This is a genomic window from Gimesia sp. (assembly GCF_048262075.1).
Lineage (GTDB): Bacteria > Planctomycetota > Planctomycetia > Planctomycetales > Planctomycetaceae > Gimesia.
In genome coordinates this window covers 516,958-538,460 of sequence record NZ_JBLXFK010000003.1, presented here as the reverse complement: position 1 = coordinate 538,460, position 21,503 = coordinate 516,958, and the positions used below count along the sequence as shown (strand labels likewise).

The window sequence follows — 21,503 nt, the reverse complement described above, 5'->3', positions numbered from 1 at the left end:
CTGCGAAGAGACGAGACTTTTGCTATAATCTCCGGCTTCTTTCTACCTGACTTCTGTCCCCGTTTTTGCCGGACAGAACGATTGCGTTTTGAGCGGTTTATAAGAACTTTGATCTTTTTTCGAACTTGAGTTCTGGAATTAGTGTCAGAATTCCTTTCTATTCAACCGATATTGTGAATTTGTGGTTTATCCAGAATGAACGAGGTACAACAGTGCAAGTAACGGGGCATGCCAGCAGTCAGGAAACGATTGCGCTATTCGACAAATATGTGATCCCCAATTATGGTCGTTATCCGATCAGCCTCGTGCGCGGCGAAGGCTCGTATGTCTGGGATGCAGAAGGCAAACGGTACCTTGATCTGTTTCCCGGCTGGGGCTGTAATATTCTGGGGTATTGTCCCGAACCGGTTGTCGCTGCGATTCAGGATCAGGTTTCGCGATTAATTCACGTCCCCAACACCTGGTACACCGAAGCACAGGGACGGTTTGCCGAATTCCTCTGCACGCGAAGTTTCGGTAAAGCATTCTTTTGTAATAGTGGTGCCGAAGCCGTCGAAGGAGCCATTAAACTGGCGCGGCTGCACTTCGATGGGAAGCGTCCTAAAATCATCACCTGCGAAAACGGCTTTCACGGTCGAACCTACGCCGCCGTCACAGCAACGGCGCAGCCTAAGTATCACGCGGGCCTCGGTCCATTAGTCGCCGGATTTCGCTATGCCCCGTTTAACGATCTGGAAGCCGTAGCCAGTCTGGTCGACGATGAAACCTGTGCCATTCTTGTTGAGCCTATTCAGGGAGAAGGGGGTGTCAATATTCCCGATGAAGGTTACCTCGCCGGTTTACGGAAAATCGCCGACGAAGCCAACTGCCTGCTGATCTTCGATGAAGTGCAGACCAGTATGGGAAGAACCGGAACCTGGTTTGGTTACCAGCAGTGGGGCGTGCAGCCTGATATCATGACCATGGCCAAAGGGATTGCCGGCGGTGTTGCTGCAGGAGCATTCATCGCAACAGAGGAAGTCGCTCCCAGTCTCCGACCGGGAATGCACGCCAGCACGTTTGGCGGAAATCCCCTGGCGATGGCAGCGGGTCTCGCCACCGGCCAGATGATCGAAGAGCAGAACCTGCTGGAAAACTGCCAGACGATGTCCGATCTCTTCCGTCAGTTCTTTTTACAACTGCAGACCGAACTCCCCATCATTCGCGAAGTCCGCGTCAAGGGGATGATGATTGGCGTTGATTTGAACATTCCCTCTGGCCCCTCCGTTGGAAAATGTATGGAGCGTGGTCTGTTGATCAATTCCACGCATGATACCGTACTCCGCCTGCTCCCGCCGTTGAATGTGACCGCGGAACAGGTAGAAGAAGGCTGCGAAATCATCGCGACTGTCTTACGCGAAATGGCCGAGGAAGAATAACACCAGCCATTCTGCTCCAGGATATTATTGACCTTTCACTGATTCCTGTTCGAATCTTATTTTAAGAAGCGAACAGGAATTCCTGTTTTTAACAAGGCATTGATTGAGAAATCGAATGAGACATTTAGTTACCTTACACGATCTGGATTCGTCAGAAATACTCGAGATATTTTCTTTGGTGCAGGAGCTCAAAGATAAAAGAGCCCAAGGCGAACGCCCCCAGTTACTAGAGGGCAGAACCATGACGCAGGTCTTCGAGAAACCATCTCTGCGGACGCGACTCAGTTTTGAATCCGCGATGTGGGAACTGGGTGGCGGCGCGAGTTTCTTTTCATGTAAAGAGGCAGGCCTGGATGGACGCGAGTCTGTTGAAGATGTCGCGCGGGTTATTGGCCGCTATTCCGATGTGGTCACACTGCGAACCTTCTCGCATGAGCTGATCGAGCAGTTCGCCGCCAATTCCCAGGCGTCTGTCATCAATGCGCTTTCTGATTTAAGCCACCCCTGCCAGGCGTTGACCGATCTGTTTACAATGCAGGAAATCTCCGGCGATCTGTTACAGCAGAAACTGGTTTATGTGGGTGATGGAAATAATGTCGCTTATTCACTGGCGAACTGTTGTGCGAAGTTGAATGTTCCGTTCGTGGTGTCTTCTCCCTCCGGATTTGAGCTCTGCTCGAAGCTTGTTAATACTTTGAAAGAGAAGTTCCCCAACGTTCAACTCGAACTGGAATCCGATCCCCGTAAAGCGGTCGCGGATGCCACCGTCATCTACACCGATGTCTGGGCCAGTATGGGCCAGGAAGCGGAAACGGAAAAACGCAAACAGATCTTCGCCGATTACCAGATCAACGGCAGCCTGCTGTCCGCGGCCGGCAAGAACTGCCACTTTATGCATTGCCTGCCCGCCAAGCGGGGACTCGAAGTTACTGATGAGGTTCTCGACAGCTCACACAGCATCGTCTTTGAACAGGCTGAAAACCGTAAGCATCTGGCCAAAGGACTCCTGGTCTGGTTAATGCAGCAGTCATAATCAGACACTCCTGATCATCGCTCACCACCCCGGCGTTCAACGTCGGGGTAATTTTTTATACATGCTCAAAATCGACTTGACCCTGCTGCGCCAATCTCGAAACTCCCTGCTAAGCGTCGCGCGCGTTGGCCGTTTTTCTCGCATGCTGCATGGATGGCTCCCTGTGAATGCGGTCATTATAAAACCCGCTGGTTTGAAGTGAATTTGAAAAACAGCCACGAAAAGACTTCACGATCAACACCCTTTTTCCTGTCAAAAGGAACCTTAAAATGACCAGTTTTGCGACACACCTACACCTGGGTGACACCTGTGATGAACCATAGCTTCACCAATCTTGCGCCAGTCGAGAAGTATCCGTTGACTCCGTCTTCACATACCAGCTTGGTGAATACTGAATCAAACCGGTTATCGTTTGATTCAGTATGTCTTCGGTGGCCGACAGACTGAATCTCTCAAGCTGCTGGACTGCTTGGACGCAGTTTATCTCTGCGAAGTGTTATTATAAAACAACCACATCAATCTTCGGAGATAAACACCGGGCACTGCTTCGTGTTCTCTACTTGCTGAACACGTCTTTCACGACGTCGGCATAAAAGACCGAGAACATCAACCAGGCCATCAATAGTGTCAGCAGCAGGTTCAGCGACTGCCCGCAGACATACAGGATCAACGGCTTGCCCCCTTTGAGGAATTTGGCCAGTTCGCGGAAATTGGTTTCCAGGCCGATGCTCACAAACGCCAGGCAGAAGAACCAGCCCCGGAAAACTTTGGACGATTCTTTCACCATGGCTGGCACGATCAGATCGCCTCCCGGCAGCATGCTATACAGGAGTGAGAACACGGCCGAGGCCATAATAAAACCCAGCACAAATTTGGGAAAACGATACCAGATCTCCCACGCATCAGGCTTGATCTGGGAATCTTCCTTTTTACTTTCCACACAGGTCACCCAGTAGACAGCAACTCCAAAGGCAGTCACGCCGATCAGGATATTTTGAATCATCTTGATGGTCACAGCGACCTGTTCAGCCTCCGGTCCCAGCATGGCTCCTGCTGCCGCTACTGCGCCCGTGGCATCAATCGTGCCCCCCATCCAGGCACCACCCAGAATGGGGTCCAGTCCCAGGAATCGGATGACCTGCGGGAGGACCATCATCATGATGACTGTGAAGGTGAGTGACAGTCCGATCGCAAATGACAGCTCTTCCTTTTTTGCTTTACACGAAGCAGCAGTGGCAATGGCCGCAGACACGCCACAGACCGACATATCAGCCGAGATCACCATGTTCAGTGACTTCGATTCCATCTTCAGCACTTTCTGCCCGAACAGATATGTGCTGATCAAAACCACCGGCGTCACCACCCAGGCAACATAAATTCCAGGCAGCCCCAAGACAAGCAACCGGCTGAATAATACACTGGCTCCCATCACCACCAGTCCGGTTTTGATATACAGTTCCGTTTTCAGAGCCGGCTTCATCCAGCCGGGTGTCCCGATGGTGTTGCTGATGATCAAACCCAGCATCAACGCCCACAGCGCATATTCCAGGTTGTATTGTTTCACCACGACCTGACCTGTCAGAACGTAAGCCAGGGCAGCCAGAATGAAAACTCCGATAAAACCGATAGCAAATTTTGAGACAGTCTGCCCCATCACTTTGATCGCCAGCGAAAATCCAGCCAGGCTGATCAGGAGCACCACGCATAGCGGCAGGATCAGGTTACTTTTCTCAGCCGGAAACAGTGAGTCCAGCGGGTTCTGTGTCCACGATCCCGGTTTGCCCAGCCACGATTTCAGCGGGCTGTGCACGCTTACTTTTTCTCCTGTCGTTTCTGCGGCCTTCAATTGCTCAGAAAAGTCAGCAGGCAGGGAAAGGTAAACTGCCAGAAAACAGATCAGCAACAGTCCCCCGCCAATCCAGATCGCCCACCAGTCCTCGGCGGTCTTCATTTCCGACCAGGTCGATCTGCGAGGCGTCGCGATCACAATCTCGTCATTCTGTTCCGGATCGGGTGTAGGCGCGTTATCTTGCATGATTTTTCTCAATGCCAGTTAGGAATGAACGCCGGTCAGGATCGTGCCAGATCATCGAGGCAGGGGCAGGTTCAACTAAGAAACATACCATACTAAAAAAAGCGGCACTCGAAAAGAGTGCCGCCCAGGATAGAGTCACATATTTGTATCACGTTTAGTGTGCAACCGTGGAAACCATTTCCCGCTTTACCGATTTCTTGGCAGGCGGTGTCTCGACGGCTTCATTCAGCGCATTCAACAGCGTTGACTGGGTATAGAAGTCACGAATAATGATGGGGTCATCGGGGCGATTGGCCGGCAAAATGACCGTTAGTGGAATGCTGACGCTTTCATATTCATCCAGCAACGCTTTGATGGTGGGAGAGTAGTCTGTGTAATCGGCATATATGGGAACGATATTGTGTTTTTTAATCATTTCCAACGTCTCTGGAGTATTGAGAGCCTGTTTTTCTACCAGTTTGCAGGTCAGACACCATTTGGCAGAAAAGTCAATCAGGACCGTTTTATTTTCGGTTTTCAATTTTTCCAGTTCTGCCACGTTCAAGGGGACCCAGGGAAGCTCGTTGGCCGATTTCTGGCTCATGCTGTATCCAAACAGGCAGATACCACCAGTGAGCAGGAGCGCGGATGCTCGTACGGTCATTTTCTTCTGTCTTGAAGAATTGTGGGTGTAGAGGCTGCCAATCATCCACAGACCGGTTGTGATGCCCAGCAGCATGATCAGGACAGGGATCGTCAGTGATTCATCCAGAAAAGATATGATGAAGATCACCGCTCCCATCAGTACGATTCCTGAAAACTCCTTGAACCGCACCATCCACATTCCCGGTTTGGGAAGGTAGTTAATCGCTTTGGGGAACACGCTGAAGAGAATATAAGGGGACGCCATCCCCAGTCCCATCACCAGCCAGATCAGGTAAGTAATACCCGGGGTCTGTTTTACGGACCATGCCAGCACCCCTCCCAGGAACGGTCCGCTGCACGGAGTTGCCAGCAGGGTGGCGAGGATTCCTGTTAAGAAGGCCCCCGTCAGCCCTTCCTTCTGCTGACCACCGGCGACGGAGCCCACCATCCCGGGAACGGGAATCTCAAACACACCCAGCATGCTCAGGCCCATGGCATACACGATACAGGCCATGATAACGTTGAACTTGGTACTCTGAAACAAGCCCCCCCAGCCAAGATTTGCGAAGACCGCCAGTGAAGCCAGGCCTAGAAAGACAACCAGCACCCCCAGGGAATAAAAGATGTTTAACGCAAAAATCCGCGTGCGGCTCTCTCCCGCCTGTTGCACAAAGCTCATCACTTTGATCGCGACCACAGGCAGCACACAAGGCATCACGTTCAGAATCAAGCCACCCAGAAAGGCAAAAAACAGGTACGAGGCAAGAGACTGATCACGCCCTTCAGCAACAGACTGGAATTCATCATCGCTGTCGGACTCCTTGAGCTCTTCCAGGGAAGACATCGCGACCGGATGGGCATTGGTCAGACTGCCCAGTTGAAAATCGACAGGCAGCGGGGGACGACAGCTGCCTTCATTACAGATCTGATATTTAAGCTTGCCTTCGACGCCAATCGCTTTCGCATCAGGCAATCTTTCAAATTCACGCGTCCAGACCACTTCGTCGTAATGGGTTCGCTGGTTGTACACTCCGTGAGTTTCCTGCTTCGTTTCCGGAGTGACGGCGAACTTTTTTGAAACCGGTTTCAAACCTTCCAGCTTAAACAGCTCAATATGGGTCGGCAGACCAGCCTGCGATTTGTCCTGATCGAGTGCGAAGGTATGGAAGCCTTTATCCAGCTTCATTGTAATTTTTAACTGCACCAGTTTTTCCGGACTGGATTCGACCGGCGTCAGGGCAAAACTCAGTTCCACCGGATCAGGTTTCGATCGCCGTTCTGGAATAAGGGTGAAGGACAGCGGTGCCGTTTCCTGTTTACCAGTCAGTATGGCACTGAAGGGATGCTGTAACGCGACACAGCGATCTGCATTACAAACCTGGTAGTCCATCTGCCCGTTGATGATCACCTGGGACGGACTGGTCACATCCTGATTCACTTTATAACGACGGCTCCAGATGACATGCTTCGTATATTTTTCGACTTCCTTCATGAACAGTGGTTCGAATACGGTCTTGGGGGGATGGTCCGCGTTGAAATGCTGGTCGATGGCCGTTAGACCTTTGACATCCTCAATTTTAAATCTGGTCGCACCGCCAAAAGTCGGGTTGGTGGAGTAAGTGTAGGCGCCTTCCGGCAGAATCACCGCGATGGATAGAGTGACGGTATCACCGGCTTTGGCATCCTGGGGCAGCAGGCTGACATTAATCTCTGTCTTGACGCCCGCTTCAGTTGCGGCGGCTTTCTTCTGATCAAAAAAATCAGCCAGATTGTCATTCTGAGCCTGCACAGTAAGCGGCATGCAAATCAGAGCAGCAAAAACAGTGAGTACAGAAATAGAGGCGGTTAAGCGGCGGGGAGTTTTCAAAATGAAACCCTTCCAGAAAACTCAGATTTAAGACGAACGGGCCCGTAAGCCAACTTGTTTAATTATATCGGGTGCAGGACTGTTTTCTTCTGTGAAGTAAGTCACAAATCCTGACAGATTCATAGGGATTTAGGAAACCGGAGTCAACACCGGCAGTTTTTTTCTGCCATGGACGGCAGTCTGATCTTTCTCAGATTCATATCGTTAACCTGTTGACTGCAAACAGATTCTGGTATCATGGAGGACGGGCTTTATCGCCACGGGTGGGGAAAACTTGTTATAGTATAGCATTACCCATTTTAACCCATCAAAGTTATTTGATCAATTGTAGATTCTCTGACATGACAAAACCGGTAATGATAACGGGCCTGTGGCTGCTGCTTTTTCCCTCACTGTCAAAGGCAGAAGAACCGCTGGTAGCCCCCAAACCACCTGAACCCGTGAAGCAGATTGATTTTAGGGACCCGATCCCCTTTGGACTGCCTCCCGTCGAATATGGACTCGGAGAGCACTCCGATCCAGCCTCGAAGCTGGAACAGGCATTGGCTGCCCGGACACTGGAACTGAACTACGATCCGCAGTGGGGGTATCTGCGAGATATTCTCAAAGCCTTACAGATATCCGAGTCTTCACAGTTGATGGTCTTTTCCAAGACGGCCCTCAATCCGCGAATTATCAATCCGGAGAATCCCCGTGTTGTTTATTTTAATGACGATGTCTATGTCGGCTGGGTACCCGGTGCGGAGAAGATGGAATTTGCTTCGGTCGACCCGTTGAAGGGCACGATTTTTTATGAACTCGCGGTCAAAGCGTCTGAAAAACCTCGCCTCATACGTTCAGAACGTTGCCTGGCTTGCCATGGCGGTGATTCGAGTCTGCGGATTCCCGGGTTACTCGTCCGCTCGTTTCTTACTGATCAACACGGCCGTCCGATTTCCGGCTACTCGCAAATCTCCCACGACAAACTGCTGGAGAAACGCTGGGGAGGCTGGTATGTCACAGGCACACACGCCGACATGACCCATCTGGGCAATCTCTTTAACCGGGATGCCATCGAAGAAGCCAGGACCAATCCGGCACTCCGGTCGAATCTCAAACACATCGATCAGTTTGTCGATACTTCGAAATATCTGAATCCGCATTCAGATCTGGTGGCACACCTGATTTTGGATCATCAGGTCCACGGACATAACCTGATCACCCGCGCCAGCATGGAACAGCAACTGGGGCTCAGATCGGATGTGGAACAGCAGTTGGTGCGCTATCTGTTATTTCTCGATGAAGCAGAACTGGCAGGGCCGTTACAGGGAACCACCGACTATCAGACTTCGTTTGAAAAAGCAGGTAAACGTGATGCCAGCGGGCGTTCTTTGAAAGACTTCGATCTGCAGACAAAACTGTTTCGCTATCGGTTGAGTTATCTGATCTACACTGACAGTTTCAACAAAATGCCTGCCGCAGCCCGGCACAGGATTTTACAGAACATCTATTCATTTCTGACAGCTTCCACTGCGGAGCTGGAACACTCCTGGGACGTCGATCCCGACGCCTTTCCTGTTCAGGAACGACAGGCGATTCTGAACATCGTGGCAGAGACGTTGGAAAATCTACCTGAATTCTGGACAGTTAGTAAATAACGGTAAATAAGCTTCCCTTCCACTATGTCTCCCGACCTAAAGTAGCGGGATTGCCTTGACCTGCACTCAGGCACTATGATGAGGGGAGGTTCCTTTCCTGACCTGATGATTGACTCGCCTTGAACTTCATCTACCAAAGTGTTTTATTTAACTTATCTGAGGTCCCATGCCTTTTTATAAAACGTGTTTGACAGGCCAGCGCCTGATTCTGTTACTGGTCTGTTTGACGGGACCGTTGTTTGCAAGGCTGAATACCTCTACAGCAGCCGAAGAGTTCTCCGGGCTGAAAGTTCCGGAAGGCTTTCGCGCCACACTCTATGCCGACGATGATCTGGCCCACGACATTTATTCCATGACCATCGATTCACTGGGACGGGTGGTCGTTTCCGGTCCCGGCTATGTTCGTATTCTGATTGATGCCGACGGAGATGGTGTTGCGGAATCATTTCAGCAGTACGCAGATGGCCCCGCCACCGGTGCCCAGGGAATGTATTTTCTCGGCCGGGATCTACTCTGTACGGGTGACGCGGGACTGATCCGCTATCGTGATGAGAACGCAGACGATCGTGCTGACGGCAAACCCGATGTGTTTCTGCGGACTCGTACGGGAGGCGAACATAACACGCATTCCATTCAACGAGGTCCCGACGGTTACTGGTATCTGCTCCTGGGAAATACCGCAGGCATCAATGAAAAATACATCACCGGCAAAACATCACCTGTGAAAAAACCATATGCGGGAACCCTCATGCGGCTCAGTCCCGATCTGACAAAAGGGGAAGTGCTTGCAGACGGTTTTCGCAACGCATATGATTTCGCCTTCAATGCCAACGGCGATGTTTTCACGTACGACAGTGATGGCGAGCGCGATATTTCGCTCCCCTGGTATCGGCCCACGCGTGTATTCCATGTACTGCCCGGTTCGAATGCGGGCTGGCGCAGTCGCAGCTGGAAACGCCCCGACTCATTTCTGGATATGCCACCAGCCATCGCTGCGTTTCATCGCGGCTCTCCTACTGGTGTGAGCTGCTATCAGCAGCGACAATTCCCGCAGGAATATCAGGGCGCACTCTTCGTTGCGGACTGGACTTTCGGTCGCGTCCATGCAATCCCCATGAGAAACTATAATGGCAGTTATGCCAGTGATCCCATTGATTTTATCACGGGAGTCGGGCAGTTCGGCTTCGCGCCAACTGACCTCGCTGTCGGACCCGATGGTTGCCTGTATGTCAGTGTGGGCGGACGCGGTACCCGTGGTTCTGTGTTCAAAATCGAATACACGGCGCCGGTTGAGGCACAGAAACCAGACCTGACTGAAGATGCCGTCACGGATACTACCAGTCACGAAACAGAAACGTCTCCCGCTCTGGAGTCCTGCCTCTCGGCTCCGCAGCCTCTCAGCAGTTGGTCGCGCGAGAGCTGGTTTCCCCTGGTGAAAACCATTAAGCCGAAAGCGTTTTCGGAAGCGGCCCTGAATGCAGGTCGCCCCGATGCACAACGCGTGCGGGCCATTGAAATCATCACTGAACTGCTGGGAGGTGTATCGGATTCCTTGATTGAACCACTGCTGCAGGACAAATCGGAACCGGTGCGTGCCCGACTGGCGTGGTCACTCGCTTATCCTGGTCCGTCCAAACACAAAGCGAAATGGTTGAACGAACTGTTGCAGGATGATTCGCCACTTGTCGCGCGTTTTGCTCTGGAAACACTGATGCAACTGGGGGATCAGATTGATCAGACTGAGTGCCTGGAGGGTTTGCAGAAAACACTGGGTGCGACGGCCCGTTATGTCAGGCAGTCGGCGGCCCAGGCGGCAGCGACATTGAATACTGAAGATTTCAAATCACTATCAGACAGCGTTGAAGCCTCGGAAGGAGCAGCGCTCGTCACGCTTGCATATGCTAATATTATTCAACAGGGAGGCGTTGTGCCTCTCGCGGTTCGTACCGGAATCACTGTGTTCGAAGGCGACTACCAGACCGACTTGCGTCTGGATGCGTTGCGTCTGATTCAACTGGGCCTGGGTGATCTGGGCCCACCGACGAAAATGGCCGCGGTCTTTGACGGCTATGCGAACGGCGTTGACCTGGCAGAATATGAACGACAGCTCGATCCCATTCGGATCCGCCTGATGGACGCGTTTCCCAGCAGTCATGAAGTGCTCGACTATGAGCTGGCGCGGACACTGTCGATGCTCGCTCCCTACAATCCGAGTCTGCTGGATCGCATCCTGGAAAAAATCACCGACGACTCCGATCCCGTGACCGATATTCATTACCTGATCGTCGCGGCTCGGATTCCCAGCGACCGCAGTACCGCGCAATCGAAAAAAATTGCCAAGTCACTGGTCTCCATCGATGAGAAACTGATCCGTCTCAAACTGCCACAGGATACGAACTGGGATGATCGCTTTAAAGAACTCTACACACAGCTGGTGAAAATTGACGCTGACCTGCCCCGTCAGATTGTGGAACAGCCCGGCTTTGGATTGCCCGGACATGTGCTGTTTCTCAGCCAATTGCCCGGACAGTTTCTGGGAACCGCGATTGCAGCCTTTGAACGAAAAATTGAAGCAGATGACGATTTTCTCTGGAGCAGTGATGTTGTGTTCCTGTTCGGTGAATCGAAGAAACCCGAACATCGGGAAATGATTCGAGATCTCTACGAAGATTTCGCACTGCAGCCCGCTGTGCTGGCGGTCCTGTCTGCCAATCCGGAAGAGCAGGATCGCGACAAATTCTTCGAAGGGCTGGATTCCTCGCAGATCGAAGTTCTGGAAGCCTGCGTTTCAGCTCTGGAAAAACTGGCGTCTCCCCAGTCGCCGGAAGAAACCGTGCGTCTGTTTGCCACGCTGCGACGGATGGGAAACGATAAACGGGAGCAGAAACTGCAGTCACGCATTGTGACGCTCTTACAGAAATGGACCGGACAGCAGATCGGTGATCCTGCGGATGTCGCTGACCTCACAAAGCAGCGGGCTCTGATTCAGGCCTGGGCAGACTGGCTGTCTCAACAGAATCCTGAAGTTTATGCCCGCATTCTCAAACTGGGAGGTGAGGAAACCGAAAAGTTATATGCCATGCTGGAAACGGTGAACTGGGATGCCGGCAGCAGCGAACGTGGTGCCGCGCTGTTCCGAAAACGTGCCTGTATCCAATGTCATGGCAATCGCAGCGCATTAGGGCCCGCATTGGCTGGCGTCGCGAAACGCTTCTCCCGTAAAGACCTTTTCACTGCGATTGTAGCCCCCAACCGGGATGTTTCTCCCCGCTATCAGACCACCGTCATCGGGACTGTAGATGGAAAAGTTTATACCGGACTGGTCGTTTATCGTTCTGTCGATGGTCTGACGCTCCGGAATTCCAATAACCAGACAACACGCATTGAGGCCGACGAAATTGATTTTGAAAGCAAGAAAAGCAGCTCACTCATGCCGGAAGGACTGCTCAAAGATCTGACGCCGGCCGACCTGGCTGACCTGAATGCCTATTTACAAAGTCTGTAGATTTAGTACTCTGGTGTCTTATCAGACTTGGAATGGCACGTTGGCTAAAATGGTACGCACGCTCGTTGGCGTGCTCTCCTGACATTGGCCACCTGTCAATACTGGATTGATGGACCACAAGCGACATCATAACTTCGTAATCACCGTCACTGTTTTCACAGGAGACCCTGTTCGGCGTGTCGACTTCTGATAAACCAGCCAAAAAGAAACGCACCAGACAACTGCCTCCACATTATAATGCGCTGGACGGCAAACGCTGGATTCAGAATTCGATCAGTGTCTGGAGTGATATCCGTAAATCGCTCGAGGAAGTCCGACTCAAACACCCTGCGATTTTCCCGGAAATGCTGGTCGAACGACTCATTGAGACGTTCCTCCCCTTGCAGGGGGAAGTGATCCTCGATCCTTTTGCCGGTTCGGGGAGTACGATTGTTACCGCAGAAAAGATGGGTAAGATCGGTATCGGACTGGAACTGTCAGAGGATTATGCAGAGGTGGCCCGGCAACGCCTCACGGCGCTGAGTCTTGAAGGCGACGAACAGACCGAATGTCGATCACGCATCATTCATGGCTCTGCGCTCAATTTAGCAGAACACGTTTCACCGGAAAGCGTCGATTTATGTATTACCTCCCCTCCTTACTGGAATGTCTTGAACCAGCGCCGTTCAGCAGACCATAAGGCGGTTCGTCACTATGGGAACCATGATCAGGATCTGGGTGTCATCGAAGATTACAATGCGTTTCTGGATGAATTGAACCGTGTTTTCACCCAGGTATTAACGGCACTGAAACCAGGTGCCTACTGCTGTGCCATCGTCATGGACCTGCGCAAACGCAGTCAGTTTTTTCCCTTTCACAGTGATCTCGCCTCTCGCCTGCAGGAGATCGGTTTTCTCTACGACGATCTGATCATCTGGAATCGCCAGGCCGAATATAATAATCTCAGACCACTGGGGTACCCCTCTGTTTTTCGTGTGAATAAAGTCCACGAGTTCATCGTGCTGATGCAGAAGCCCAAACAGTAAACGGCCGTAAGCTTGATCCAAAGTCTTCCGTAATTGCAATTCGAGTCTTGTTATCTGCATAACTCCTACTTCCAGGTCAGAAAACAGCAGGTGCTTCCGATTTGTCTTTCTGTATCACTGCATTTATCAGGTATAGTGTTTAAAGATGCATGAGGGTTCGTTTTGAGAAACCCGGAATCAGGCTAGGAACAGCGTCTCACTTTTGTCATAATAGTTTTAAGAGTACCGAATTACGTATCGCAAGCATCAAGAGATCATACCATGCAAACAATCAATTCAATCTTAGTCGGTGTCGATCTGACCCACGCGGATCGGCTCGTCGCTTCCGATCTGAATGAGCAGACCGCTGAAGCAGTCGAGCGTGCCATCTGGATCGCCCGCATGTTCAATGCGAAACTGGAATTCTTTGCTGCCATTGATCTGTCAGCTCATACCAAGCATCTGATCCAGGAAGATAAAGATCACCTGCATAAGAACGTGACCGATGAAGCGAAAGCGGTGATGCAGACTCTGATTGAACGGGCAAAAGAGCAGGGAGTAGACAGCTCTTCCAAGGTAGCCCTTGGTCCTCCCTGGCGTGAAATTATTCTGGAAGTGATCAAAAACAGTCACGATATGGTTCTGGTTGGAACGCGTCCGCATGGATTTACCGGCCGTCTGTTCGGGGGCACGGTCATGAACCTGTTCCGTCAGTGTCCCTGTCCCGTTTATGCCGTGAAGGTTGATGAAGAACCGGATGTTCCGGAGATCGTCGTCGCCAGCGATATGAGCGAAGTCAGCACCGACATCCTGAACTTCATGGTCAATGCCGCTCAAGTCGCCGACATGAAAATTCACCTGGTACACGCCATCGATACCAGACTTGACGAGCGCCTCAAAGGGCTCGGCGTGAACGAACAGACTCTGAAGAAATGCTCGGAAGATATTCTGGATGAAGTGAAAAACGAGTTGAATGAACAGTTGGCTCAGACAGATTTTCGCACGCTATCTTATGGCGTACAGGTGCATGTGCTGGATGGTTCGCCTGAAGTCGCAATTCCCGCATTCATCGCAGAAAATAAAGTCAATCTGCTCGCCATGGGAACCCTGGCCCGGGCCGGGCTCAGCGGTTTCTTTATCGGCAATACAGCCGAACGCATGCTGGAAAAAGTTCACTGCTCCGTATTAACCTTCAAACCAGCCGACTTTGTTTCTCCCGTCGTGCCTGACTAATCACGACTGTATTCAGCTGACATTCAACGCATCCTGATTTTTAATCGGCGATGCGTTTTTTTACGCCACAATCAATTTCTGGAGGTGAGTTCTGATAAGGTCAAAATGGATTTTCAGTACCATATGAAATTTTGAATTTCAAGGTAGGATTAAGGCTCTCAATTGTTCATGATGTAACAGGCTGCCAGTCCGCTCTCGTGTGCTTGTCTGTCAGTAGAGCACTGCTGGATTCAATCAGCAAATCATCAGGATTGAAATGGAGAAAATCTGCCATGCCGGTATTTTTAATCAGTGGAACCAATGAAAACGGCAAGCGGGAAACGCGGCGGATGGAAGCGGATAGTTCTCAGGACGCCGCTCGCGAGTGTGAAGAGCAGGGGCTGACAGATATCGTTCTGCATAATGACGATGTGTATGCGGTCACCACCGACCTGTTCGGGCCGCAACCGGAAGTTGACGAAAATCTGACGGCCGCTGATCTGGTCGAACTGCAGTATCTGACCAACTTTCAGTTGTTCCTGTTTTATCTACGTAAAAGTTACTGGCAACTGCGCTGGCTGATACCTGTCTTTATAGGCATCTCCGTATTTCGCTGGAATCGGGACTCCGGGCCGGGCGTTTCAGATTATGTGATGCTCGGGTTTCTTCTGCTGCCGATTCCCATCTGTTTCTGGAATGCCTACTATTCGCTCGGTCGCAAATATGACAAACTGATGCATGCGTTTTCCTGGGGACAATGGGAAGAAGTCCTCGATCAGGTTGATCGTCTGCGCGGTAAAATTCCCGACTTCGAACTCTCAGCGCGTGCCGCCGTCGCGCTGGCGGCACTGGATCGTTTCGATGAAGCGCTGGACATGATGGAACCCTACGAAGCGTCAGACGAAGTGCCCCACTGGATGTATCTGGGGCGCCTGTCAGAACTCTATGAAGTCACCAACGATTATGATGCAGTCATTGAATGTATGCGCCTGGCTTATGAGGAAGCTCCCGATAACCCGACGGTCATCATCGATTACGCATATGCCCTGACGAAAACCAACCGGGATAGTCCCCTGGCTGCCGAGTTGATTGCGGAAGCGGAAGAGATGCATCTGAATGATCTGGTGGCCTTATTACTTAAGTATTTCAAAGGCGTGCTCGAACTGAATTTTCGCAATTACCGGGCGGCAGAAGCCCTGTTTCGTCAATGCGAAACCGAGTTGGTTCCCCTGGCTCCCAGCCAGGCACTATTGCAGCAGATTGTCGATTTGAACCGCGCCTACCTGGCAGTCTCCCTGGCAGAAATCGAGGAAAAAGAGGAATCCGAACAACTCTACCAGCTCTCACTGCCTCGCCTGCAGGCGCTGGACTGCGATCTGATTATGGATCGCTACGCAGCAGCGATGCGACGTTAAAAATGAGACTGGGAAAACCGGTAACGACGCGTGAGTAAGGCCCAGAATCCGCTTATTTCCCTTTCGCCTCCTGTTGCATCTGCTCACGATGTGCTGATTCCGACTCAAACACTTCCTGTTTTTCTTTCTCCATCTGGGCTTTCACATCGGGGGTGATCTCGCCGGAATCCAATTTATCTTCGCTACCACCACAGGCGGAGAGTAGACAGCAGGCAGCTAACATTAAAATACAAGACAGCAGTTTCACAGGTAAACCTCTTTAACAATTAATGGGATTTATATTCTAATCAGCGCTTCGGGATAATCGTCGTTAACAGCAGGGCATCGTTCGTCTCCGGGGGGAAGACGGCAGATGCCCTGCGTGCTCACGATATCATGCTTGAGCAGGCCACACAGCTTGCTTAAAAATTATCTATCGGTTCCCGGTCGTCAGTCAGACTGATGCGTCGCATGACCTCATGGTCAATATTGTAGCTGATCAATCTAACGGAACCGTCCGCCAGACAGGCATTCATACCGCCATCATGGGCAGATCCAAAGAAGGGATGCCAGTTCGTCCAACTGACGCCACCTTTGTCAACCACAGCGACGGTGTTGGTGGGAGCCTGAACATCAGGCAGGGGTGTCAGGCCATATTCAACGCCAGCACTGGTGATCCCGGCTCCGTGGCGGATGACACATTCATCCCAGCCCGCGTTATTCCAGGGTTCATTGTCACCGCCATCTGCACCATGGCGATCCGGGTGCAATGCTTTCTCTGCGACCATAATTGTGTTGGAAGCACCATCCTGAATATCGTTGATGCGGATCTGGCGTGTGGTGGTCTGTACGACGACGCCACGTTTACCCGTACTGACGGAACTGGTAATTCCCCCGGAACGCTGACCGCCGTTGCCGGCATAATCACTGCGATAGTAGCCACTGTAAGATTTTGGACCGCGGCGTGAAGGGCAGTAGTAGGCTTTAATTCCTTTGCGACCAACGAGGGGATATGTGCCCACCGGATCGTCATCGGTACCCAGGTCATACACATTGGACTGTTCCATGTAAGGCAGAATATGATAGAGCCAGCTCCAGCCTTCCCGTTCACGCGCGTTACAGCAGGCAAACGAAGTGCCTGCGCCGTCACGGGCACCATTGGGGAGTTGATCATGGACGTCGTGGAAGTTGTGGAATGCCAGTCCAATCTGTTTCAGATTGTTTTTACACTGAGTGCGGCGGGCGGCTTCGCGCGCCTGTTGAACTGCAGGCAGCAACAAAGCGATCAGAATCGCAATGATGGCAATTACGACCAGCAGCTCAATTAAGGTAAATCCGTTTCGATTGTGTGAGGGACGTGGGGACGTACCGGTAACCTTCGGAGAAAATGGACGTAACGTCTTCATTTTCTGTTCTCCTGAATGTGAAAAAAGAAATAAAATGTAAGCGAGCGTTTTCGTTTTCGCAGGCGGGGTAATGCCGGTGTGGGTCTTGACTGACCTTTAGCAGGAACAGGGAGCGGAATCCCTTTCCTGATGTTGGCAGTACTCTATCGATCAATTGTTAATACATCATGAGCGATCGATGAATACTTCTTTGAAAAACGCTTCACATTCGGGAAAAAGCAAATCAAACTGGAATTGCAGGGGAGGGAGAGAAATTATCTACAAAATCTCAGACAGCGGTGGTTAATCCCGATCGGAATCCTGTGTGGACGAAGTTCCGGAAAATCAAGTATCTGTAGAAATGTCATCCCAGGTCTGTCCACCACGACCAGTGATCCAGTTTAATACGTAATGCCGTTCCATGACAACGCCTCCATCCAGTTTAGCAGGGGCAGGACGCTGGTTGATCCGTGCATCCACAACGGCCCAGTGGTAACGATAAATCAGGTCAGCGGCGTCCAGAATTTCACCCTGGGAACGCAGCTTTGCTTTTTTGAGGAACCCCTCCCGGCCATTGTCACGCAGAAATGTAATCGCTGTTTCGACATCACAAATGCCATCGGGTCGCTTGAGTTCGTCGACAAAACCCAGCGCCCAGAGCAGGACCCAGTAGTCTTCATAGCGCCAGACGAACTGAGTTTTAGTGTGCTCGTCAGGATTCGAGGCAGAGAGGAACTTTTTTTCCAGGGGAGTAAACGCGTTCGTCAGTTCAAAATCATTGATGAGACGGTCAACGGTTTCCTGTTCCAGCCCCTCCCCTTTCGCTGCCACAACGCATAAGGCCATCGCACGCACCGCAACTTCCTCTGTTGTCCGACGTGTCGAGTTGGCTGCTGTTTCAATGGTAGGCAGGTGTGCGATCACGGGTACGTTTTCCGCTTTCAGTATTTCCAGGGAACGTGCTTTTCTGGCTTCCGCTTCATGGGGATCGGCTTCGTTTTGAGAGCAGCTGAGATTAATCATCATGAGAAGCAGCAATAACACAGACTGAGAAAAAGACGTGACCTTGAAACCTGTTAAACCGCCGGGGTGTGATTAACTGAATTCGTGCTCTTTTCCAGCAGGGAAACCTGCCGGAATTATGCTATCGGAATAACAGTCCCAAACCGAAACTCACACTAAGATGAACAAGCATGAAGATGCCGCCAATGGTAAAAGAGCGTTTAATTTCAATCCCGAATAAGGCAGAAACCAGCACACCCACTAAGGCAGCCCCGACGGCAGCTGCCACCAAAATTCCAGAAATACCGATGGCCATCGCCAAGCCATATGCCAGCAGATTGGTTCCAATCGCGGCGCCCAGCGCCACAAGAATTGCAGTGAATAAACTGACATCCGCGTCATCCATGATTTTCAAAATCAGAATCAAGGCGACAGCATCAAGTAATATAACAATCATGGAATCGATTTTCTTATTTCGCCAACGGCTTGGAAGTACAGAAGGTATCTGTTCAAAATGGTGATATGTACGAATGATGATATGTTGGGCAGTAGTTCAAGTAATGTCAACAACCAGGAAATTGTTTTCGCTTGAAATTAGTGGGGAATAGAAATTTCAACGGACTTGGATTGAGTGCCAAATGACTTTCACAGGATGAAAAATCACCGCTTGACAAAAAACTAAATGATTAGTAAAACGCGTTTCCCGAGTGAAATCACTCGACAGAAAAGGATTTTGACTCATGCATCAGGGATTGACTGGTATCAGGAACGGCGTGCATCATCGGCCCTCCTGTTATCAAGGTGGCAGCAGGGTGTCGGTTATGCGCAATCGCTGCCGTGCAACTGGCAATCGCGTTGGGTTTACAGTCCTCGAATTACTGGTCACCTTTGGCATTATTACGACCCTGGTGAGCCTGATTCTGCCTGCGGTCAACTCAGCCCGTGAAGCTGCCCGGCAACTGCAATGCAAAAATCAGCTGAAACAAATCGGCCTGGCTTTACACTCTTATCACGACAGCTACCGTTGTCTGCCTGCCGGCTGGCAATGGGAGCGTACAAATCATTCAGCTTATAGCTGGTCTGTTCCGTTGTTGCCTTATCTCGAACAGCGTGCGATTTACGAACAGGTCGATCGCAGTCAGGTGCTGTCTCATATTTCCAATACGACGGCCCGCGAAACTGTGATCGCCAATTTTCAGTGTCCGTCTGATATTATTGATCCGACGTTCATGCTCTATGAAGAACATGCATTGTCAGTTTCGCATACTCCGATTCTCAAGCTGCCGACCGCCAGTTATGTCGGCGTCTTCGGGACCCTGGAAGCCGATGACAGTATTCCTGCTCCAGTCGGAGACGGGACTTTTTGTGAATCGGTACCGGTTTCCTTTCCTCAGTTGCAGCGTGGTTTGACCCAAACCATCATCGTCGGCGAACGAACCATGTCCATGGTCCCTTCGACCTGGCTGGGAGTGGATTCATTCGGCGAAGATGCTGCCTGCCGCCTGGTGGGGAGTGCCATGACAAAACCAAACTGTAAAGTCTGTGATGAATGTGAATTTTCCAGCCGTCATCCCGGCGGCGTTAACTTCCTCTGGGCAGACGGGCATGTCAGCCTGCTTTCAGAGTCACTCGATACAAATACCTACCAGCAACTTTCGCGCAGAGTTGCCCAATAAAAAAGCTAATACAAAAAGCGTATTCCCGCCAACGCTGCGATTGACTTCTAATATGATGACCTGTTTGAAGTCGAATCGAAAGAAAGGAAATGTGTGATGCCGAAATTACATCTCACCAAATGCGAACTGGAAGTGATGGATGTTGTCTGGCGAAAAGGCCGCGCAACGGTTCAGGATGTTGTGGATTCACTGGAACGCCCCCTGGCGTATACGACCGTGATGACCACCTTGAAGATTCTGGATGAACAGCGCGACGTCGTTCACCGGATGAAGCAAGGTCGCGCCTATGTTTACGAACCCGCTGTTTCCCGCGAAGAGATCAGCAACAGTATGGCCGCCGATCTGACCCAGCGACTGTTTGGCGGTTCCGTCAAGTCATTCGTGCTCAGCCTGGTCGAAAGTGATTCGATGTCACAATCAGACATCGAAGAATTGAAACAGGCGATCGAATCTCTGGAGAAAGAGGCATGACATCCACGCAGTTTCTGGAACTGGTCGTATCGCTTTCCGTCCAGGTGTCAGTTGTGATCATCACCACCCACTGGCTGGGCAAGCTGGTCAACAGCGAACGCGCGCAGTGCCGTCTCTGGACAGTCTGTTATGTTGTCCTGCTGATGTTGATGTTTGTGGCCGTTCTGTTTCCCCATCCGCGATTTTTTCAGCCCTGGGCTTCGATTGATTCTCAGAATGCCTCTACGATCGTCAGTCTTGAAATGCAGACAGGGCGCGTCCTGTTTTTTGTCTGGCTGGCAGGAACCACACTCTCACTGTTGGTTTTCCTGTACCGGGCATTGCAGGTTAACCAGTTTCTGAAAACCTGCCGGGCTGTTGATCCGAAACAGTATGCTTTTGCGGAGAATCTCAATGTCGTGAACGGGAATACCGAAAGTAATATTAAATCACAGGTCAAACTCTTATCCAGTAACCGCCTGAAAACGCCATTCTGTTCTCAGTTTCATCGACCTTACATCGTGATACCGGAATACCTGCTGGAATTTGAAACCCAGAAAATCAATTTCATTCTACGCCATGAACTGGAACATCTGAAAACCGGGCATCCGCTGCAGTTATTCCTGCAGCGTCTGGTGGAAACCATTTTCTGGTTTCATCCCATGATCTGGTGGGCCTCTCAGGAATCCTCGCTCACGCGTGAATTTGCCTGCGACGAAGCCGCCATCGATTCGCCCCAGGAAATCGCGCAGTACCTGCGAACCTTATTAACCATTATTGAGTATGGAGCTTCGCAGCAGGATGAGTCACCCACGCCCCTGGCGTTCGGTCGCGGTAAAAGTATTATCGCGCATCGTGCCCGCCGGTTAACTGAGATTGCCAGAAATCATCGGATACCTCGCCCTTTCGAAATCTCTGGAACGAAGGCCAGTGGCAGTCTCGTATTCGTCGCTGCTCTGATAGGAATGATCTGGCTGCCCGTTGATGTGCTCGCTTCACCACGTGCGAACTGGTCTCCCTGGCCTTCCTGGACAGCCGGCGCATTGCATGACTTTGGTTTTTCACCCAACGATTTCGATGTCTACAGCCGCCATACCGAACTGCATGAACTTCTGATAGAGCGAGAGCCGTTAACAATCCGATCCAGAGCACACCAGATGACGCGTCGCGAATAAGAAAAAAATTTACCGGGAACTACTAAAAGATTAGGAATACGGGGCTGTCTGACAGGCCAGGCTGAGCATCGTTTCCTGCACAGAGT

General features: G+C 51.1%; 16 protein-coding genes. 10 read left to right on the top strand and 6 right to left on the bottom strand.

The window, feature by feature from the left end; all coding sequences use genetic code 11:
• Window positions 1-212: 212 nt before the first annotated feature.
• Window positions 213-1,418 (top strand): aspartate aminotransferase family protein, encoded by a 1,206-nt coding sequence (locus ACN0YH_RS09570; RefSeq protein WP_417379341.1) that lies wholly within the window; start codon window positions 213-215, stop codon window positions 1,416-1,418.
• A 115-nt stretch (window positions 1,419-1,533) separates the two neighbouring features.
• On the top strand, window positions 1,534-2,451 hold the full coding sequence (argF, locus tag ACN0YH_RS09565) for an ornithine carbamoyltransferase (protein WP_417379340.1): 918 nt from the start codon (window positions 1,534-1,536) through the stop codon (window positions 2,449-2,451).
• Window positions 2,452-3,007: 556 nt separating this feature from the next.
• On the opposite strand, the gene ACN0YH_RS09560 is transcribed toward argF, so the two are convergent.
• Window positions 3,008-4,486 carry a putative sulfate exporter family transporter gene (locus tag ACN0YH_RS09560; RefSeq protein ID WP_417379339.1) on the bottom strand — a complete coding sequence of 493 codons (1,479 nt, stop codon included), beginning with the start codon at window positions 4,484-4,486 and terminating at the stop codon, window positions 3,008-3,010.
• Between the two features lie 154 nt (window positions 4,487-4,640).
• Window positions 4,641-6,977 carry a cytochrome c biogenesis protein CcdA gene (locus ACN0YH_RS09555; protein WP_417379338.1) on the bottom strand — a complete coding sequence of 779 codons (2,337 nt, stop codon included), beginning with the start codon at window positions 6,975-6,977 and terminating at the stop codon, window positions 4,641-4,643.
• A 341-nt stretch (window positions 6,978-7,318) separates the two neighbouring features.
• On the opposite strand from ACN0YH_RS09555, the gene ACN0YH_RS09550 reads away from it, so the two are divergent.
• The 5 genes from ACN0YH_RS09550 to ACN0YH_RS09530 all read left to right on the top strand — a co-directional run bounded on the left by ACN0YH_RS09550 (window position 7,319) and on the right by ACN0YH_RS09530 (window position 15,750).
• Window positions 7,319-8,614, top strand: a complete 1,296-nt coding sequence (locus ACN0YH_RS09550) for a hypothetical protein (RefSeq protein ID WP_417379337.1) — start codon at window positions 7,319-7,321, stop codon at window positions 8,612-8,614.
• Window positions 8,615-8,780: 166 nt separating this feature from the next.
• Complete coding sequence (locus ACN0YH_RS09545; RefSeq protein WP_417379336.1) at window positions 8,781-12,119, top strand: PVC-type heme-binding CxxCH protein; 3,339 nt, start codon at window positions 8,781-8,783, stop codon at window positions 12,117-12,119.
• A gap of 176 nt (window positions 12,120-12,295) precedes the next feature.
• Complete coding sequence (locus ACN0YH_RS09540) at window positions 12,296-13,144, top strand: DNA methyltransferase (RefSeq protein WP_417379335.1); 849 nt, start codon at window positions 12,296-12,298, stop codon at window positions 13,142-13,144.
• Window positions 13,145-13,405: 261 nt separating this feature from the next.
• The gene (locus ACN0YH_RS09535; RefSeq protein WP_417379334.1) at window positions 13,406-14,356 is read left to right on the top strand and encodes a universal stress protein; all 951 of its coding nucleotides are present in this window, start codon (window positions 13,406-13,408) and stop codon (window positions 14,354-14,356) included.
• A gap of 272 nt (window positions 14,357-14,628) precedes the next feature.
• Entirely contained in the window at window positions 14,629-15,750 is a 1,122-nt protein-coding gene (locus ACN0YH_RS09530) for a hypothetical protein (protein WP_417379333.1), read from the top strand.
• A 52-nt stretch (window positions 15,751-15,802) separates the two neighbouring features.
• Here ACN0YH_RS09530 and ACN0YH_RS09525 read toward each other — a convergent pair whose 3' ends face one another.
• From ACN0YH_RS09525 to ACN0YH_RS09510, 4 genes are all read right to left on the bottom strand, one after another.
• Window positions 15,803-15,997: a hypothetical protein gene (locus ACN0YH_RS09525; RefSeq protein ID WP_417379332.1), complete on the bottom strand. Its 195-nt coding sequence runs from the start codon at window positions 15,995-15,997 to the stop codon at window positions 15,803-15,805.
• A gap of 154 nt (window positions 15,998-16,151) precedes the next feature.
• The gene (locus tag ACN0YH_RS09520; RefSeq protein ID WP_417379331.1) at window positions 16,152-17,135 is read right to left on the bottom strand and encodes a DUF1559 domain-containing protein; all 984 of its coding nucleotides are present in this window, start codon (window positions 17,133-17,135) and stop codon (window positions 16,152-16,154) included.
• A gap of 324 nt (window positions 17,136-17,459) precedes the next feature.
• Window positions 17,460-18,140, bottom strand: a complete 681-nt coding sequence (locus ACN0YH_RS09515) for a DUF4272 domain-containing protein (protein WP_417379330.1) — start codon at window positions 18,138-18,140, stop codon at window positions 17,460-17,462.
• Between the two features lie 118 nt (window positions 18,141-18,258).
• Window positions 18,259-18,573 (bottom strand): hypothetical protein, encoded by a 315-nt coding sequence (locus ACN0YH_RS09510; RefSeq protein WP_417379329.1) that lies wholly within the window; start codon window positions 18,571-18,573, stop codon window positions 18,259-18,261.
• A gap of 364 nt (window positions 18,574-18,937) precedes the next feature.
• Here ACN0YH_RS09510 and ACN0YH_RS09505 point away from each other — a divergent pair, with 364 nt between their 5' ends.
• From ACN0YH_RS09505 to ACN0YH_RS09495, 3 genes are all read left to right on the top strand, one after another.
• Window positions 18,938-19,792 (top strand): DUF1559 domain-containing protein, encoded by an 855-nt coding sequence (locus tag ACN0YH_RS09505; RefSeq protein ID WP_417379328.1) that lies wholly within the window; start codon window positions 18,938-18,940, stop codon window positions 19,790-19,792.
• Window positions 19,793-19,888: 96 nt separating this feature from the next.
• Window positions 19,889-20,263: a BlaI/MecI/CopY family transcriptional regulator gene (locus ACN0YH_RS09500; protein WP_417379327.1), complete on the top strand. Its 375-nt coding sequence runs from the start codon at window positions 19,889-19,891 to the stop codon at window positions 20,261-20,263.
• The gene (locus tag ACN0YH_RS09495) at window positions 20,260-21,417 is read left to right on the top strand and encodes a M56 family metallopeptidase (protein ID WP_417379326.1); all 1,158 of its coding nucleotides are present in this window, start codon (window positions 20,260-20,262) and stop codon (window positions 21,415-21,417) included. Before ACN0YH_RS09500 ends, ACN0YH_RS09495 begins: the two co-directional genes overlap by 4 nt.
• Window positions 21,418-21,503: the final 86 nt, after the last annotated feature.